The sequence below is a fragment of the Streptomyces sp. NBC_01446 genome, assembly GCF_026340095.1.
Lineage (GTDB): Bacteria > Actinomycetota > Actinomycetes > Streptomycetales > Streptomycetaceae > Streptomyces > Streptomyces aureus.
This window is the reverse complement of sequence record NZ_JAPEPO010000001.1, coordinates 6,788,269-6,804,743: the sequence shown is the minus strand read 5'-3', so window position 1 is coordinate 6,804,743 and position 16,475 is coordinate 6,788,269. Positions and strand designations below refer to the sequence as shown.

The 16,475-nt window shown below is 71.9% G+C and carries 14 protein-coding genes; 1 reads left to right on the top strand and 13 read right to left on the bottom strand.

Features of this window, described 5'->3' with window-relative positions:
* Nucleotides 1-31 precede the first annotated feature (31 nt).
* The 11 genes from OG456_RS30620 to fmt form a co-directional block, all read right to left on the bottom strand.
* The gene (locus OG456_RS30620) at nucleotides 32-1,750 is read right to left on the bottom strand and encodes an NAD(P)/FAD-dependent oxidoreductase (RefSeq protein ID WP_266566626.1); all 1,719 of its coding nucleotides are present in this window, start codon (nucleotides 1,748-1,750) and stop codon (nucleotides 32-34) included.
* Between the two features lie 59 nt (nucleotides 1,751-1,809).
* Complete coding sequence (locus tag OG456_RS30615) at nucleotides 1,810-2,607, bottom strand: carbon-nitrogen hydrolase family protein (RefSeq protein ID WP_266566625.1); 798 nt, start codon at nucleotides 2,605-2,607, stop codon at nucleotides 1,810-1,812.
* 388 nt (nucleotides 2,608-2,995) lie between these two features.
* The gene (locus OG456_RS30610; RefSeq protein ID WP_127828554.1) at nucleotides 2,996-3,448 is read right to left on the bottom strand and encodes an Lrp/AsnC family transcriptional regulator; all 453 of its coding nucleotides are present in this window, start codon (nucleotides 3,446-3,448) and stop codon (nucleotides 2,996-2,998) included.
* A gap of 10 nt (nucleotides 3,449-3,458) precedes the next feature.
* Nucleotides 3,459-4,955 carry an amino acid permease gene (locus tag OG456_RS30605; RefSeq protein ID WP_266566622.1) on the bottom strand — a complete coding sequence of 499 codons (1,497 nt, stop codon included), beginning with the start codon at nucleotides 4,953-4,955 and terminating at the stop codon, nucleotides 3,459-3,461.
* A 335-nt stretch (nucleotides 4,956-5,290) separates the two neighbouring features.
* Entirely contained in the window at nucleotides 5,291-6,736 is a 1,446-nt protein-coding gene (locus OG456_RS30600; RefSeq protein ID WP_266566620.1) for a GuaB1 family IMP dehydrogenase-related protein, read from the bottom strand.
* Between the two features lie 109 nt (nucleotides 6,737-6,845).
* Complete coding sequence (locus tag OG456_RS30595) at nucleotides 6,846-7,202, bottom strand: barstar family protein (protein ID WP_227293621.1); 357 nt, start codon at nucleotides 7,200-7,202, stop codon at nucleotides 6,846-6,848.
* The gene (locus OG456_RS30590; RefSeq protein ID WP_266569486.1) at nucleotides 7,199-7,627 is read right to left on the bottom strand and encodes a ribonuclease domain-containing protein; all 429 of its coding nucleotides are present in this window, start codon (nucleotides 7,625-7,627) and stop codon (nucleotides 7,199-7,201) included. The genes OG456_RS30595 and OG456_RS30590 overlap by 4 nt, the downstream gene beginning before the upstream one ends.
* A 69-nt stretch (nucleotides 7,628-7,696) precedes the next feature.
* Nucleotides 7,697-8,740 (bottom strand): sugar-binding transcriptional regulator, encoded by a 1,044-nt coding sequence (locus tag OG456_RS30585; RefSeq protein ID WP_266566616.1) that lies wholly within the window; start codon nucleotides 8,738-8,740, stop codon nucleotides 7,697-7,699.
* 78 nt (nucleotides 8,741-8,818) lie between these two features.
* Nucleotides 8,819-9,505 (bottom strand): ribulose-phosphate 3-epimerase, encoded by a 687-nt coding sequence (gene rpe / locus OG456_RS30580; RefSeq protein WP_100597433.1) that lies wholly within the window; start codon nucleotides 9,503-9,505, stop codon nucleotides 8,819-8,821.
* Nucleotides 9,506-9,585: 80 nt separating this feature from the next.
* Complete coding sequence (locus OG456_RS30575; protein ID WP_266566612.1) at nucleotides 9,586-11,052, bottom strand: RsmB/NOP family class I SAM-dependent RNA methyltransferase; 1,467 nt, start codon at nucleotides 11,050-11,052, stop codon at nucleotides 9,586-9,588.
* A gap of 34 nt (nucleotides 11,053-11,086) precedes the next feature.
* Nucleotides 11,087-12,031, bottom strand: coding sequence for a methionyl-tRNA formyltransferase (fmt, locus tag OG456_RS30570; protein ID WP_266566610.1), 945 nt, complete (start codon nucleotides 12,029-12,031; stop codon nucleotides 11,087-11,089).
* Between the two features lie 261 nt (nucleotides 12,032-12,292).
* Between fmt and OG456_RS30565 the strand changes: the two genes are divergently transcribed.
* Nucleotides 12,293-12,832 (top strand): hypothetical protein, encoded by a 540-nt coding sequence (locus tag OG456_RS30565; RefSeq protein WP_266566608.1) that lies wholly within the window; start codon nucleotides 12,293-12,295, stop codon nucleotides 12,830-12,832.
* Between the two features lie 141 nt (nucleotides 12,833-12,973).
* Here the strand turns inward: OG456_RS30565 and OG456_RS30560 are convergent, their stop codons facing one another.
* Together OG456_RS30560 and metK are read right to left on the bottom strand one after the other, a co-directional pair.
* The gene (locus OG456_RS30560; RefSeq protein WP_266566606.1) at nucleotides 12,974-15,124 is read right to left on the bottom strand and encodes a primosomal protein N'; all 2,151 of its coding nucleotides are present in this window, start codon (nucleotides 15,122-15,124) and stop codon (nucleotides 12,974-12,976) included.
* A 125-nt stretch (nucleotides 15,125-15,249) separates the two neighbouring features.
* The gene (gene metK / locus OG456_RS30555) at nucleotides 15,250-16,458 is read right to left on the bottom strand and encodes a methionine adenosyltransferase (protein WP_266566604.1); all 1,209 of its coding nucleotides are present in this window, start codon (nucleotides 16,456-16,458) and stop codon (nucleotides 15,250-15,252) included.
* Nucleotides 16,459-16,475: the final 17 nt, after the last annotated feature.

The window sequence follows — 16,475 nt, the reverse complement described above, 5'->3', positions numbered from 1 at the left end:
GCCCCGGCGTCCGCCGGGGCCCGCACGCCGATCAGTCCTCGGGCAGCTCGACCGGCGCGATCTCGTCGTACACGTCGCCGGGCCCGGGGTTGGTGCCGTCCGTCGCGCCGCCGAGCTGGTGCATGACGCCCCAGACCGCGTTGAGAGCGGTCTGCACGGCGCCCTCGGCCCAGCCGGCCGTCCAGGAGATGTCGTCGCCCGCGAGGAAGATGCCCCGCTTGTCCTCGGGGAGGCGGTCCTGCATGAAGTGCGTGAACAGGCGGCGCTGGTAACGGTAGTGACCCGGCAGGTTCGCCTTGAACGCGCCCATGAAGTAGGGCTCGTTCTCCCAGGACACGGTCACCGGGTTGCCGATGATGTGCTTCCGGATGTCGACCTTCGGATAGATCTCGCCGAGCGACTTGAGCATGACCTCCATGCGCTCGTTCGCCGACAGGGGCAGCCACTTCAGGCTGTCGTCGCACCAGGTGTACGACAGGCAGATGGTGGCCGGCTTGTCCGGGCCGTCGTCGAGCAGGTAGGTGCCACGCGTCATGCGGTCGGTGAGCGTCATGGACATCGTGTCCCGCCCGGTCGGGTTTCCCCTGTCGTCGACGGCCTTGTCCAGCCAGAACGGCCGGTCCACAGGCACGAAGAGCTTCGAGCTCTCCATGTAGTGGGTGCGCTCGATCGCCGTCCAGTGGTCGATCGGGAAGAGCGAGTCGTCGCACGCGACCTTGGACAGCAGCATCCAGGACTGCGCGGTGAAGATCGCCGCCTGATAGGTGCGGATGTCACCCGACGCGTCGGTGACCGTGATGTGGTTGCCCGCGGTGCGGTGCAGCCGGGTCACGGCCGGGCGCGGCTTCCGGCTGTCGTGCAGCTCGGCGAGCGAGGTGCCGTACGCCCAGTGGACGATCTTCTCCGGCTCGCGCTCCCACAGGCGCAGCGGCAGCTGCTGGGAGCCGCCGACGATGCCGCGGTGGTGGTCGTCGGCCTCGGTGTAGACGACGCGCAGGATCTCCAGGATGGAGTTCGGGAAGTCGGTGTCCCAGCCGCCGGTGCCGAAGCCGACCTGGCCGAAGATCTCGCGGTGCCGGAAGGACTTGAAGGACTCGGAGTCGCAGAGGAACCCGTAGAACGTCTGGTTGTCGAGCTTGTCGACGAGCTTCGACCAGATCTCGCGGATGCGCGGCACGTCGCGCTCGCGCATCGCGCGGTTCATGTCGGAGAAGTCGGCGCCCTCTTCGAGGCAGGCGTTCCACGCGTTCATGACGTCGCGGTAGACCTGCGGCAGGTCGTCGACGGTGGTGGCGTAGTGGGACTCGCCCTTGAGGTCGACGACGGTCGACGGGGTCTCGGGGGCGAGCGGGTTGGGGAAGGGCCGCGTCTCCAGGCCCACCAGGTCGATGTAGTGCTGGAGCGCGGTCGACGACGGCGGGAAGCGCATCGCGCCCATCTCCGCGGTCAGCCCGGCGGCCTCGGCGGGGGTGCCCTCGAAGCCGACCGTGCGCAGCCGGCCACCGATCTCGTCCGCCTCGTACACGACGGGCTTGAGGCCCATCTTCATCAGCTCGTACGCGGCGACGATCCCGGAGAGGCCGCCGCCGATGACCGCGACCTCGGTGCCGTGCTCGGTCGCCGGTATCTGGCCGAGGCCCGCGGGGTGCGCGAGGAAGTCGTCGTACGCGTACGGGAAGTCCGGCCCGAACATCGTGATGGGGGGCTGCGCGTCGGTGTGCTGGACGGCGTTGGGCACCGTGGACGTCATGGGGTACGGACTCCTTGCGGGAACTGAGGTACTGAAGGTTCGGGGCGGCGGCTCGGGGCTCAGACCAGTGGCGTGTACAGGCCGGGGCGGCGGTCGCTGAGGTACGGGTTGGCGTCGCGGGACGCGGCCAGGAAGGCGGGGTCCACGTCGGCACAGATCAGCTCGTCACCGCGGCCGGCGCGCGCCCTGGCGACCCCCTCGGGCCCGGCGAGCGTGGAGAGCCCGACGAACTCGAACTCCCCTTCCTGGCCGACCCGGTTGACGTACGCGACGTACATCTGGTTCTCGAAGGCCCGCACGGGCACGACCGATTCGGCGACGAACTGGTACGGGTGCATCTGGGCCGTCGGTACGAGCAGCAGGTCGGTGCCGGCGAGGGCGTGCGCGCGCACGTTCTCCGGGAACTCGACGTCGTAACAGATCATGAGGCCGATGCGGACGCCGTCGAGCTCGGCCTGGACGACGACCCGGTCGCCGGGCGTGAACGAGTCGCGCTCGAAGCAGCCGAAGAGGTGGGTCTTGCGGTAGTTCGCGAGGCGGCTGCCGTCGGGGGCGATCAGCTGGGCCGAGTTGAACACCAGCTCCCCGTCGCGCTCCGGATAGCCGTAGGCCACGGCGACGCCGTGCCGGGCCGCGATCTCGGCGATGGCCTGCGCGGAGGGTCCGTCGGCGGGCTCGGCGAGGCGGGCCACGTCGTCGCCGATCGCGTACCCGGTCAGGAACATCTCGGGGGCCGCCAGGAGCCGGGCTCCGGTCGCGGCGGCGCGGCCCGCGGCCTCGTCGAGCACCTTGAGGTTCTCGGCGACGGACCCGGGGCGGCCGGAGCTCTGGAGCAGGGCGGTGCGCAGCGGCGGCATGGGCGTCCTAGGGAGCGTGCGAAAAAGGGGAGGGGGATCGGATAAGACGGTACGTTTCCGCGGACCGGCGGGACAAGACGGGACTGTTGCGTCTTCTCGTACGATCCGTTGCGCCTGATGGGTCGGCGACGGCGATTTGTTGCGCGTCCGGGTGAGCCGTCGGTCGCAGTCCGTACGGGGCGGCCTCCGCCGTCCGGCGGAGGGCGAAGCCGACCGTGGTCCGACGTGCCGGGTGGGGATCCTGGGCTGCACCTGGCTGAGCCCCGGCACGGAAAAGACGAAGGTGCCGCGGAGCCTGGGCTCGGCGGCACCTTCGAGGCGGTCAAGCAGGGCACCGGCGACTTCACGGTGCTGCCGTGGCGCCCGGTGGATCCCACGAAGTGAGGCGTTACGCGGGCGAGCCCGATGTGTAGCGCCGCATCAGCGGCGACAGGACCAGCACCGACTTGGTCCGCTCCACGAACGGCTCCCCCGCGATCCGTTCCAGGACCCGCTCGAAGTGCCGCATGTCCGAGGCGAAGACCTGGACGATCGCGTCCGCGTCACCGGTGACGGTGGACGCGGACGCGACCTCGGGGTAGCGCTCGAGGCCGCGCTTGATGGCCTCGGGCGAGGTGTTGCGCCGGCAGTACATCTCGATGAACCCCTCGGTCTCCCAGCCGAGCGCGGCCGGGTCGACCCTGACCGTGAAGCCCGTGATGGCTCCGGTGGCCCGCAGCCGGTCCACGCGCCGCTTGACGGCGGGCGCGGACAGGCCGACGATCTGGCCGATGTCGGCGTAGGAGCGGCGGGCGTCCTCGGCGAGGGCGTGCACGATGCGTTCGTCGAGATCGTTCAGCAAGGCTGGTGTTTCACTTCTCTTCGGCAGGCGCGCCGGCGAACTGCTCGGCGGGCGCGGTGGCGAGTCGGGAGCGACGCGCTCCGTAGAGGAAGTAGAACACGAGGCCCGCCGCCATCCAGCAACCGAAGACCACCCAGGTGACGGCGTCGAGGCTGAACATGTTGTACGCGCAGAAGACGAAGCCGAGGACCGGGAAGACCGGACCGAGCGCCACCTTGAAGGTGCGCGGCATGTCCGGGCGGGTGTAGCGGAGCACGATGACCGCGATGTTGACCAGGCCGAAGGCGAACAGGGTGCCGATGCTGGTGGCGTCGACGAGCTTGCCCAGCGGGATGAGCGAGGCGAGCACGCCGCAGAAGAGCGACACGATGACCGTGTTCACGCGCGGGGTGCCGGTCTTGCCGCTGACCTTGCCGAAGACCTTCGGGACCAGGCCGTCGCGGGACATCGCGAAGAGGATGCGGGTCTGGCCGTAGAGGACGGTGAGGACGACGCTGGCGATGGAGATGACCGCGCCGGCGGCGAGCATGGTGCCCCAGAAGGTCTGCCCGGTGACGTCGTTCATGATCGCCGCGAGGGTGGCCTCGGAACCCGCGAACTTCTTCCAGTTCCACGCCCCGACCGCGACCGCGGCGACCAGGACGTAGAGGACGGTGACGATGAGCAGCGAGAGCATGATCGCGCGGGGCAGGTCACGCTTCGGGTTCTTGGCCTCCTCGCCGGCCGTGGAGGCGGCGTCGAAACCGATGTACGAGAAGAACAGGCTGGCGCCGGCGGCGCTGACGCCCGCCGTGCCGAGCGGCATGAAGTCGCGGTAGTTGCCGGACTTGAAGCCCATGAAGCCGATCGCGCAGAACAGCGCGAGCGCGACGATCTTCACCGCGACCATGATCGTGTTGACCACGGCGGACTCGCGGGCGCCGCCCAGCAGGAACACCATCGCGAGCAGGACGACGACCAGACCGGGCAGGTTGATGACGCCGCCCTCACCCGGGGCCGACGAGATCACGTCGGGGAGGGTCACACCGATGGTGCCGTCGAGCAGCTCGTTGAGGTACTCGCCCCAGCCGACGGCCACGGCGGCGACGGAGACGCCGTACTCCAGGACCAGACACCAGCCGCAGACCCAGGCGACGAGTTCGCCCATCGTTGCGTACGCGTACGAGTACGAGGACCCGGCGACCGGTATGGTGCCGGCCAGCTCGGCGTACGAGAGGGCCGAGAACAGGGCCGTGAGGCCGGCGATGACGAAGGCGATGGTGACGGCGGGGCCGGCCTTCGGGACGGCGTCGCCGAGGACGACGAAGATGCCGGTGCCGAGCGTGGCGCCGATGCTGATCATGGTCAGCTGCCACATGCCGAGCGAGCGGCGCAGAGTGCCGCCCTCCCCGTGGCCGCCCTCCGCGACCAGGTGTTCCACCGGCTTGCGCCGCATCAGCCGGGCTCCGAGCCCCGGGGCGGGGGTCTCGGTGGGGAGGGTGCGCGGTGGTGCGCCGTGGTCGAGCACGGGCTGGCTCCTTCATCGCTGCCGGTCAGGGTGACGGAGGCCGACAAGCAGCGGCAACCCGCACCCGGAACCGGGGGGACCGCCGAGCAGGCCGTCCCCGCCACGCCACGTACAGCGCCTGACTCTAAGGGGTTTCTCTTCCCAGCTGTAATGCAGCAACCTTGCGTATACGTGCATGAACGTTGCGTGGTGCGCGCCGGTGCGGACGAACGTTGCGCGGTCCGTTTCGTCCGTTGCGTTCCGGTCCCCCGGAGGGAACGCCGGCGACGCCTCCCGGAAACGCCGACGGCCCCCGCGGAACGAGTCCGTGGGGGCCGTCACAGAGACGCCGGGCATTAACTCCAGCTGGCATGCAGCGGCTTGCCCTCCGCATAACCGGCGGCGGACTGGATGCCGACGACGGCCTTCTCCTCGAACTCCGCCAGGGAGTTCGCACCGGCGTAGGTGCAGGAGGAGCGGACGCCCGCGATGACCGAGTCGATCAGGTCCTCGACGCCCGGACGCTGGGGATCGAGGAACATGCGCGAGGTGGAGATGCCCTCCTCGAACAGCGCCTTGCGGGCGCGGTCGTAGGCGGACTCCTCGGAGGTCCGGTTCTTGACGGCGCGGGCCGAGGCCATGCCGAAGGACTCCTTGTAAGCGCGCCCCTGGGCGTCGTGCTGGAGGTCGCCCGGGGACTCGTACGTGCCCGCGAACCAGGAACCGATCATGACGTTCGACGCACCGGCGGCGAGCGCCATGGCGACGTCGCGCGGGTGCCGGACGCCACCGTCGGCCCAGACGTGCTTGCCGTACTTCTTCGCCTCGGCGGCGCACTCCAGGACGGCGGAGAACTGCGGCCGGCCGACGCCGGTCATCATGCGCGTGGTGCACATGGCGCCGGGGCCCACGCCGACCTTGATGATGTCGGCGCCGGCCTCGATGAGGTCCCTGACGCCCTCGGCGGCGACGATGTTGCCCGCGACGATGGGCACCTGCGGGTCGAGGCCGCGGACGGCCTTGATCGCGGAGATCATCGACTCCTGGTGGCCGTGCGCGGTGTCGACCACGATGGTGTCCGCGCCGGCGTCGAGGAGCAGCTTGGCCTTGCCCGCCACGTCGCCGTTGATGCCGACGGCGGCCGCGATGCGAAGCTTGCCGTTCGCGTCGGTGGCCGGGGTGTAGAGCGTCGCGCGCAGGGCGCCCGTGCGGGTCAGGATGCCCGCGAGGCGGCCGTCGGCGCCCACGGCGGGGGCGTAGCGGCGGTTGGCGTGGTCCAGCTTGTTGAAGGCGTCGCGCGGGTCGATGTCCGCGTCGAGCAGGAGGAGGTCCTCCTTGGACATGACCTCGGACAGCTGCGTGAACCGGTCGACGCCGGTCAGATCGGCGTCCGTGACGACACCGACGGGCCGCTGCTCCTCGTCCACCACGACACCGGCGTTGTGCGCGCGCTTGTTCAGCAGGGCGAGGGCGTCGGCGACGGTCTGGTGCGGGACGAGGACGATGGGGGTGTCGAGGACCAGGTGGCGGGTCTTCACCCAGGAGATGACCTCGGTGACCACCTCGATCGGGATGTCCTGCGGGATGACGACGAGGCCCCCGCGGCGGGCGACGGTCTCGGCCATGCGGCGCCCGGCGATCGCGGTCATGTTGGCGACGACCAGCGGAATCGTGGTGCCGGTGCCGTCGGGGGACGCCAGGTCGACCGCCTGACGGGAACCCACGGCGCTGCGGCTCGGCACCATGAAGACGTCGTCGTAGGTCAGGTCGTACGCAGGCTGGATGTCGTTGAGGAAACGCACGTGCTGCTCATCCCAGTCGATCAGAGGTGGCCCCCGGGCAGGTCAGCCCGTGGGGGAAAAGCACGTACTTCAGTGTCCCATGCCGCCGCTACCACATGCCCACGGACGATTACACAGGCGGCTGGGAGGGGGTGTGGTCAGATCCTCCAAGGGTCAGTGCGATCACGAGCCTCGGGTTCCGGCCACGCCTGCGGTCGACCGCGTCGGTGAACACGTCGAGCGCGGTCTCCCAGTCCTCGGGCCTGGCACTGGCGTAGGGCCGCCAGCCCACGACGGACAGGAGCAGCGCCTGCTCACTGCCGTCGGGCCAGAAGGAGACATCGGTCAGGACGTCGAACAGCGCGTCCCAGTTGCGGCCGAACCAGTCCGGCAGCTCCAGGTCGCGCACACACCGGTCCATGAACCCGGCCTTGTCCTTGACGCCTTCGAGGTCGAGGACACGGATCCTGTCGGGACCTCCGGTCATCTCAGCACCGCCTTGAACGACTCGTAATGGTCATCGGTGTAGTACGTCTCGTGGCTCTGCCCCATGACGATGCGCCGGGCGCCACGGTCCCGCTCGCCGGGGGTGGGGACGGTGTACTCGTGGTAGTAGCCGCGGCTTTGCCGGGGCAGCTCCCGCTCGAAGTTCCCGAAGACGGCACCGTCCTTGGCGTACGGGAACGGCCCGCCCTTGTCGATGAGGGTCAGGGTCGTACGGGCCTCGGCGGGGAGCCCGGACTCGGGGACCGTGGACATGCTCCGCGCCCAGGCGGGCGTGGAGCGGCCCGGGGCAGCCGTTGTGTCCTGTTGCGTGTCCTGGGCGGAGCACCCGGTGACCAGCAGGGCGAGGGCGACGAGCAGCGCCCCCACGAGGCGGGTGGGGAGGTGGGTGAGAAGCCGCGGCAGCATGCCGCCGATGCTGCCACAGCCGCCCCCGGTGAGCGCGGTACGCGACATGAGTACCGCGCCCTACAGGGCCTAGGCCCCGTCGGGGTCCGCGCGGTTCAGCGCCGGCTTCGGCGTGGGGCCCGCGGTGAGGAGGAAGTCCGCGGCGGCCGTGTCCGTGACGAGGCTGGTGACGAGCCCCGACCTGAGCACCGCGTCGATCGCGGCGGCCTTGCGCTGACCGCCCGCGATGGCGACGACCTCCGGTATCCGCCGTAGGCGGTCCGCCTCGACCGTGATGCACCGCTCGCCCAGGTCACGGCCGACCCGGCGGCCCTCGGCGTCGAAGAGGTGCGCGGACATTTCGGCGGCGACGCCGAGCGAGGCGTAGTGGGCCCGCTCCTCGTCGCTGAGCATGTCGTGGACGGTGGAGATGCCCGGCTCCCAGGAGCCGATGGAGACGCAGGCGACCGTGACCTTGTCGAAGTACTCGAAGGCGCGGGCGATGCCCGTCTGGTTGCGCAGCGCGGCCGCGGTGGCCGGGTCGGGCAGGAGCATCGGCGCGTAGATCGGGTGGGCCTCGCCGCCGGAGACCTGGGCGGCGCGCCGCACGGCCTCGACGGAGCCGCGCTCGGCGGTCCCGGCGTCGTACACGCCCGTGAGCTGCACGACCGTGCAGGGCGGCAGCCGGTCGAGCGCGGCCGCCATGTGGATGGTCGAGCGGCCCCATGCCAGGCCGAGCACATCGCCCTCGGAGACCAGCTCGCCCAGGAGGTCGGCCGCGACCTCGCCGAGGTTCTCGGGGTCGGGCGACTCCTCGGCCTCGGCCGGGGACTCGACCACCACGGCGTGCCGCAGGCCGTAGCGGGCGCGCAGCGCGTCGGAGCGCTCCGCGTCGAGCTCGGCCGGTACGCGGATCTCGATGCGTACGAGATCCCGTTCGAGCGCGGTCTCCAGGACCCTGGCCACCTTGAAGCGGCTCACGCCGAACTCCTCGGCGATCTGGATCTTGGATTTGCCCTCGAGATAGAAGCGGCGGGCCATGGCCGCCGCCTGCACCAGCTCCGCGGGTCCCATCCGCATCGCTGAGCGACCCGGCGACAGTGCCGACACGGCGATCTCCTCACTGCTGTTCACAACCTGGACTCACCGTTCATCCTTGCAGATGTGGCGGACTTGATCTGCCCTGATGGGCGGCGTTCACGTTCCCGTGGCTCAGTGGCCGCATGCCCAGGCCGCGGCGGCCGACACCGTCTCCGCCTGCGTGCGCAGTGCACGTACTGCCTGGGCGGGGTCGGCGGCGCCGTAGACGGCGGAACCGGCGACGAAGACGTCGGCGCCCGCCTCCGCGCAGCGCTCGATGGTGGAGGCCGAGACGCCGCCGTCGACCTGGAGCCAGAGTTCGAGGCCGTGCTTGCTGATCAGCTCACGGGTGCGGCGGATCTTCGGCAGCATGAGGTCCAGGAACGCCTGCCCGCCGAATCCCGGCTCAACCGTCATGATCAGAAGCATGTCGAGCTCGGGGAGCAGGTCCTCGTACGGCTCGATGGGGGTCGCCGGCTTGAGCGCCATGGAGGCGCGGGCGCCCTTGGCGCGGATCTCGCGGGCCAGCCGGATGGGGGCGGCCGCGGCCTCCGCATGGAAGGTGACGGACCCGGCGCCCGCCTCGACGTACTGCGGCGCCCAGCGATCGGCGTCCTCGATCATCAGATGGCAGTCCAGCGGGATGTCCGTAGCCCGCGCCAGGGACTCCACGACCGGCACCCCGAGGGTCAGGTTCGGGACGAAGTGGTTGTCCATGACGTCCACATGGAGCCAGTCGGCGCCCTCGACGGCCTTTGCCTCCTCGGCAAGGCGGGCGAAGTCCGCGGACAGGATGCTGGGGTTGATCTGCACGGCCATGACCCAAGACTGCCATGCCCGGCGCCGGTTGCTCCCCCCGGTCCAGACCTGTCTCGCTCCCCGGATGCCGCGCCCTGGTGTCAGGCGGTGCGCCGGATCAGCGCCAGGTACATCGCGTCCGTGCCGTGCAGATGCGGCCAGAGCTGGATGTCGGGGCCGTCCCCGAGCGCCGGTACGCCGGGCAGCAGCGGGCGCGCGTCGACGAGTTCGGCGCCGGGGTGGTGCTTCATGACGTCGTCCACGACGGCGCGGGTCTCGGCGAGGTGCGGCGAGCAGGTCACGTAGCCGACGACGCCCCCCACCCGTACGGAGTCGAGGGCGGTGGTCAGGAGCGAGCGCTGGAGCGGCGCGAAGCCCTCCAGGTCCTCGGGGCGCCGCCGCCAGCGCGCCTCGGGCCTGCGGCGCAGCGCACCGAGACCGGTGCAGGGCACGTCCATGAGGACGCGGTCGAAGGTCGCGGGGCCCCACGGCGGGCGGGTGCCGTCGGCCGCGATGACCTGGTACGGGCCGGGGTTCCCCGCGAGCGCGTTCGCCACGAGGCGGGCGCGGTGGGGCTGCTTCTCGGCGGCGAGCAGGGCCGCACCCCGTTCGGAGGCGAGGCCGGCGAGCATGGCCGCCTTGCCGCCGGGGCCGGCACAGCCGTCGAGCCACTTCTCGTCCCGGCCCTCCAGGGGCGCGTTCGCGAGGGCGATCGCCACGAGCTGGCTGCCCTCGTCCTGGACACCGGCCCGGCCGGTCCGTACGGGATCGAGCGACCCGGGCTCACCGCCCTCGGTGAGCCGCACGGCGTACGGCGACCAGCGCCCCGGCAACGCCGACTCCTCGCCGACCTCGTCCAGGACGACGTCCGCGGTCGTCCGGCCCGGCCGCGCCACGAGCGTCACCTCGGGCCGCTCGTTGTCAGCCTCCAGCAGGTCCTCGATACCCGCACGGCCGCCGCCGAGCGAGTCCCACAGCGCCGACACGATCCATCGCGGATGCGAATGCACCACGGCGAGATGGTCCTCGGCGTCCTCGTCGTACGGGGGCGCGACCTTCTCCACCCACCCGTCGAGGTCGTCCTGCGCCACCTTGCGGAGCACGGCGTTCACGAACTTGGCGCGCCCGTCACCCAACACGACCCGTGCCAGCTCCACGGAGGCCGACACAGCCGCGTGCGTGGGGATCCGCGTGCCGAGCAGCTGGTGGACGCCCATGTTCAGCACGTCGAGAACCGGCGGATCGACCTCCCGCAGCGGCCGGTCGATACAGGCGGCGACGATCGCGTCGTACGTGCCCTGCCGACGCAGCGTCCCGTACACCAGCTCCGTGGCGAGCGCCGCGTCACGGGCGTCGAACTTTTCGGGCCCCTCCTTCTCCCGGGCCTTGCGCAGCAGCGGCGGGAGCACGAGGTTCGCATACGCATCGCGCTCGTCCACGGCCCGCAGCGCCTCGAAGGCGAGATAGCGGACCGGGTCCTTCTGCGGGCGGCGGTACGGCTTTCCCTGCTTCCCGGGGGTGCCGGGCTTACCTGACTTCTGGGGACGCCGGCCGGGCTGGTCGTTCAAAGGTGCTCCGCTGCTGGTATCGGCTCGAACCCGTTCAGCCTACGTCGGTCCCGCCCAGGCGCTCGCCCGGGGCGATCCGCACCCCGCGCGCCCAGTCGGCCGCGGCCATCGGCTTCTTGCCCTGGGCCTGTACCCACAGCAGCTCCACCGCGTACGAGCCGGTCCCCACGTACAGGTTCTTCTTGCCGACGGCGAGCTCACCGGGCGCGAGATCGGTGCGGTCCGGGACCGGGACGGCCTGGATGAGCTTGAGGCGCTCGTCCCGGAAGACGGTCCAGGCGCCGGGCGCGGGCGTGCAGCCGCGGACCACGCGGTCGACGCGCAGGGCGGGTGCCGACCAGTCGACGTGCGCGTTCTCGACGGTGATCTTCGGTGCGACCGTGATGCCGTCGGCGGGCTGCGGCAGGGCCTTCAGGGAGCCGTCCTCGATGCCGTCCATGGTCGCGGAGAGCAGTCCGGCGCCCGCGAAAGCCAGCCGGGTGAGCAGGTCGCCGCTCGTGTCGGTGGGGCGCACCATCTCCGTCACCGTCCCGTAGAGCGGCCCGGAGTCGAGCCCCTCCTCGATCAGGAACGTGGACGCACCGGTGATCTCGTCGCCGGCCATGATCGCGTGCTGCACGGGGGCGGCGCCGCGCCAGGCGGGCAGCAGCGAGAAGTGCAGGTTGACCCAGCCGTGCGCGGGGACGTCGAGGGCGACCTTCGGCAGCAGCGCGCCGTAGGCGACGACCGGGCAGCAGTCGGGGGCGATCTCGCGCAGCCGGGCCAGGAACGCCTCGTCGCGCGGCTTCGCGGGCTTGAGGACCTCGATCCCCGCCTCCTCCGCGCGATCGGCGACCGGACTGGCGACGAGCCTGCGGCCGCGGCCCGCCGGAGCGTCCGGCCGGGTGACGACCGCGGCGACCTCGTGACGGTCGGAGGCGATCAGGGCGTCCAGAGCGGGAACGGCGACCTCGGGGGTGCCTGCGAAGACGAGCTTCATAGGTGTCTTTCGGCCTCTCGGGGCAGGGAGTTGACGGGCAGCACACCAGTCTATGGCCGTTCCACGGTCCCGTTCCCTCCGGTATTCGGGGCCCGCCTGCCCCCGGGAGCGTACGCATCGACGCGCGCCCTGCGCATATGCGCATACGCCCCTCCAGCGTGACCCCTCACCAACTGGCGCGTTGGTCAAGGAAGAGTTGACCAATCAAGGGCCACAGATGCGGCCCGATCCGTTTCAACGCCGGTCTCGAGAGGCTTGTTCATGGCCGACCACGCAACCCACGACGCCCAGGCACGGGCCAGCCTGCACCTCCTGGTACGGGACATCGAGCGGGTCCGCCGGCAGGTGGACGCACTGCGCACCCTCACCGCCCAGCTCGGCAACGTCTACCGCCCACGCCGCTCCGGCCCCTCCGCGGGCTTCGTCGTCTACGGGCGCGCTCCCGCCCCGACCGTCCGCCTGGCCCAGGAGCTGCGCGACAGCGTCGAGACCCTGGTGACCGCGGCCGTCGACTTCGACCGCTCGCTGGGCTTCTCGTGGGACGCCGTGGGCTCCGCGCTCGGGGTCACGAAGCAGGCCGTACACCGCCGTTACGGGGCCCGCAGGGCCGCGGCGCAGGCGGCGGCCGACGCCGAGCGCGCCACGGAGACGGCGGGGACGCGGCCCCCCGTCCCCATCGGCACGGCGACGATCCCGTCCGTCCCCGCCGCCCGCTCCATGCCCACGCAGCCGACGGCGGGCAGCCAGGTGCTCCGCGAGGACCCCCGCCCAACGGCCTTCCCCGGCCCGCGCAACGGCTGACCTCGCGCACCGCCTCTCCGCGGGTCAAGTGCGGGGAGGCGGAGGTGTGTTGGGGGCGCATTGCGTTGTTCCGGGGCGGCACCCGGGCCAGGCCGATTGCCACCGGCCCTCCGGGCGAGCCCCCGCCCCACGCACACCACGTCAGCCGATGTCCGGCGGATCCACCCGCACCCGTACCGGCTCCGTGCCGCCGCGGGCCATCCGGGCCGCCTGCGCGTGCTTCAGCGCCGACGCGAGTGCCGCGCCGCTGCCGGGCGGGACCCTGACCAGGACGCGCTCCCAGTGCTCCCCCGGCGGTGGGGCCCCGGGGCGGCGAGACGGTCCCGGCGCCGCGTCCGGCACCGGGACAGGGCCCAACACTTCGGCGTCACCCGGCAGTTCCACCGCCGCCAGGAACCCGGCGAGCGCCTCGGGCGCGCCCGAGACCGCCGCCATCCGCGACACCGGCGGGAAGCCCAGCTCGGCCCGCTCGGAGAGCTCCCGCACGGCGTGCCCCACCGGGTCCCACCGCACCAACGCCTGCACGGGACGCAGTGTCGGCTCGGCCACGATCACCACCGTGCCGCCCGTCCCCTGCGGTCTCACGAGCGAGGCCGCCGCGATCCAGCGCCGCAGCGCGTCCTCCCCCGCCCGCAGATCGGGGCGGCCCAGCATCGCCCAGCCGTCGAGCAACAGCGCGGCCGCGTACCCGCCTTCGGCCACGGGCTCCGCGCCCGGCGTACTCACCACCAGGGCCGGCGCCCCCGGCACCGTGTCGAGGACCTGCTCCCGCCCGGACGTGCGCACCGGCACCGCCGGAAACGCCCGCCCCAGCTCCTCCGCCGTCCTGCGCGCCCCCACGACCTGCGCCCGCAGCCGGAACCCCCCGCACTCCTGGCAGTGCCAGGCACTCTCCTCCTTCCCGCACCAGCCGCACGTCAGGCTGGACGTCCCCTCACTCGCCTCCAGCGGCCCGGCGCAGCGGCGGCAGCGCGCGGGCTCGCGGCACCGCTCGCACGCGAGCCGCGGTACGTAGCCGCGCCGCGGCACCTGCACGAGAACCGGCCCGCTCTTCAGCCCTTCCCGCACCACCTGCCACGCGAGCGAGGGCAGCCGCGCGGCCCGCGCCGCCTCGTCGCGCGCGAGATCCCCGTCCCCCACCGTCCGTACGAGGGGTGCGGCGCCCCGGACCTGCTCACGCCCCGCGATGAGGGGCGCGGCCCAACCGCCCTCGACGAGCTGTGCGGCCTCGACCGTGCAACTCCAACTCCCCAGCAGAAAAGCACACTTGTCGTGCGCGGCCCGCAACAGCAGCACATCGCGCGCATGCGGCTGCGGAGCATGCGGCTCCGCGTGGCTGGAGTCGCCGTCGTCCCAGATGACCACGAGACCCAAATCCCGCACGGGGGCGAACATCGCGGCCCGGGTACCCACGACCGCCCGTACCGACCCACGCCGCACCCCGAGCCACTCGCGGTACCGCTTCTCGGGACCCGCGTCGGCGGTCAGCACGGCATGCCGTCCCTCCCCGAGTACGGTGCCCAGCGCGGCGTCGACCCGCGCGACCGCGCGACCGTCGGGCACGACGACCAGGGCCCCGCGCCCGGAGGAGAGGGTCGCGGCGACGGCGCGCGCCACTTCGTCGGCCCACTCGGGCCCGGGCAACGCGGTCCAGGCGGCACGTGGCGCGCCGCCCGACGCGAGAGCCTCCAGGAATCCGGCCCCGCGCTCGTACCGCCGCCAGCTGCCCGCGTCCGGCGCCGGCGGAGGCGGGAGTGGCTCGGGAGACGGCTTCTTCTCCGCGCGTGCGTTCCGCGGCGGGACGGCCAGCTGGAGCACGTCGGCGAGGCTTCCCGCGTACCGGTCGGCGACGGCGCGGGCGAGACCGAGCAGCTCCTCCCCGAGCACGGGCTCGGGCGATACGACCTGCGCGAGGGCGGCGAGCGGCCCCTGGTACTCGGACGCGGCGACCCGCGCGACGACGAACCCGTCGATCAGACCGCCCCCCTCGCGGCGCCCGTCCCGCACCGAGTGCTTCCCGGCGCCGAACCGCACGCGCACCCGCACCCCCGGCTGCGCGTCGGCGTCGAGCTCCTCGGGCACCGCGTAGTCGAAGTACCGGTCGAGATGCAGCACGCCCTTGTCCACGAGCACCCGCGCCACGGGCAGCTCCTTGGCGAGGGCGGCCCCGCGCCACGTACGCGGCTTGGCCCGCGGCACCTTGGCCTGGCGCACGGTCTCCCGAATCAGCGCAAGCTGCTCGGGCGGCGCACCCTCACCGCCGCCGTCGCCCTGCCCGTTCTCGCTGCTCACAGCCAAATTCCTACCAGACCGCACTGACAGCGGCCGCCGCGATGGGGGCGAGGACGCGCGACGGCCCCGGACCGAACCGGTCCGGGGCCGTTCACGTACAGGCGTCGTCCGCCGTGCGGTCCCGCTTAGAGGCCCGCGGCCTTGCGCAGCGCCTCCACGCGGTCCGTGCGCTCCCACGTGAAGTCGGGGAGCTCGCGGCCGAAGTGGCCGTACGCGGCGGTCTGCGCGTAGATCGGGCGGAGCAGGTCGAGGTCGCGGATGATCGCGGCGGGGCGGAGGTCGAAGACCTCGGTGATCGCCTGCTCGATCTTGTCCGTGTCCACCGCGGCCGTGCCGAACGTCTCGACGAAGAGGCCCACCGGCTCGGCCTTGCCGATCGCGTACGCGACCTGGACCTCGCAGCGCGTGGCGAGGCCGGCCGCGACGACGTTCTTGGCGACCCAGCGCATCGCGTAGGCGGCCGAGCGGTCGACCTTGGACGGGTCCTTGCCGGAGAAGGCGCCGCCACCGTGGCGGGCCATGCCGCCGTACGTGTCGATGATGATCTTGCGACCGGTCAGGCCGGCGTCGCCCATCGGGCCGCCGATCTCGAAGCGGCCGGTGGGGTTCACCAGAAGGCGGTAGCCCTCGGTGTCCAGCTTGATGCCGTCCTCGATGAGCTGGCCCAGGACGTGCTCCACGACGAACTCGCGGATGTCGGGGGCGAGCAGCGACTCGAGGTCGATGTCCGACGCGTGCTGGGAGGAGACCACGACCGTGTCGAGGCGGACGGCCTTGTCGCCGTCGTACTCGATGGTGACCTGGGTCTTGCCGTCGGGGCGCAGGTACGGGATCGTCCCGTTCTTGCGGACCTCGGACAGGCGCCGCGAGAGGCGGTGCGCGAGGTGGATCGGGAGCGGCATCAGCTCGGGCGTCTCGTCGCACGCGTAGCCGAACATCAGGCCCTGGTCGCCCGCGCCCTGCTTGTCGAGCTCGTCCTCGTCACCCTCGACACGCGACTCGTAGGCCGTGTCGACGCCCTGGGCGATGTCGGGGGACTGAGAGCCGATGGACACCGACACGCCGCAGGAGGCGCCGTCGAAGCCCTTCTTCGAGGAGTCGTAACCGATCTCGAGGATCTTCTCGCGCACGAGCTGCGCGATCGGCGCGTACGCCTTGGTCGTGACCTCACCGGCGACGTGCACGAGGCCCGTGGTGATGAGCGTCTCCACGGCGACCCGGGAGGTCGGGTCCTCCCGCAGAAGCGCGTCGAGAATGGTGTCGCTGATCTGGTCAGCGATCTTGTCGGGGTGACCCTCGGTCACGGACTCCGAGGTGAACAGGCGACGGGACACAACGCTCCCTGTGGTTG

Excerpts from the sequence above, each read along its gene's own strand:
- OG456_RS30595 (WP_227293621.1), bottom strand. The coding sequence starts at position 7,202 with ATGACCGGAGGTCCCGACAGGATCCGTGTCCTCGACCTCGAAGGCGTC.
- OG456_RS30620 (WP_266566626.1), bottom strand. The coding sequence starts at position 1,750 with ATGACGTCCACGGTGCCCAACGCCGTCCAGCACACCGACGCGCAGCCC.
- OG456_RS30590 (WP_266569486.1), bottom strand. The coding sequence starts at position 7,627 with ATGCTGCCGCGGCTTCTCACCCACCTCCCCACCCGCCTCGTGGGGGCG.
- OG456_RS30565 (WP_266566608.1), top strand. The coding sequence starts at position 12,293 with ATGGCCGACCACGCAACCCACGACGCCCAGGCACGGGCCAGCCTGCAC.
- OG456_RS30615 (WP_266566625.1), bottom strand. The coding sequence starts at position 2,607 with ATGCCGCCGCTGCGCACCGCCCTGCTCCAGAGCTCCGGCCGCCCCGGG.
- rpe (WP_100597433.1), bottom strand. The coding sequence starts at position 9,505 with ATGGCCGTGCAGATCAACCCCAGCATCCTGTCCGCGGACTTCGCCCGC.
- fmt (WP_266566610.1), bottom strand. The coding sequence starts at position 12,031 with ATGAAGCTCGTCTTCGCAGGCACCCCCGAGGTCGCCGTTCCCGCTCTG.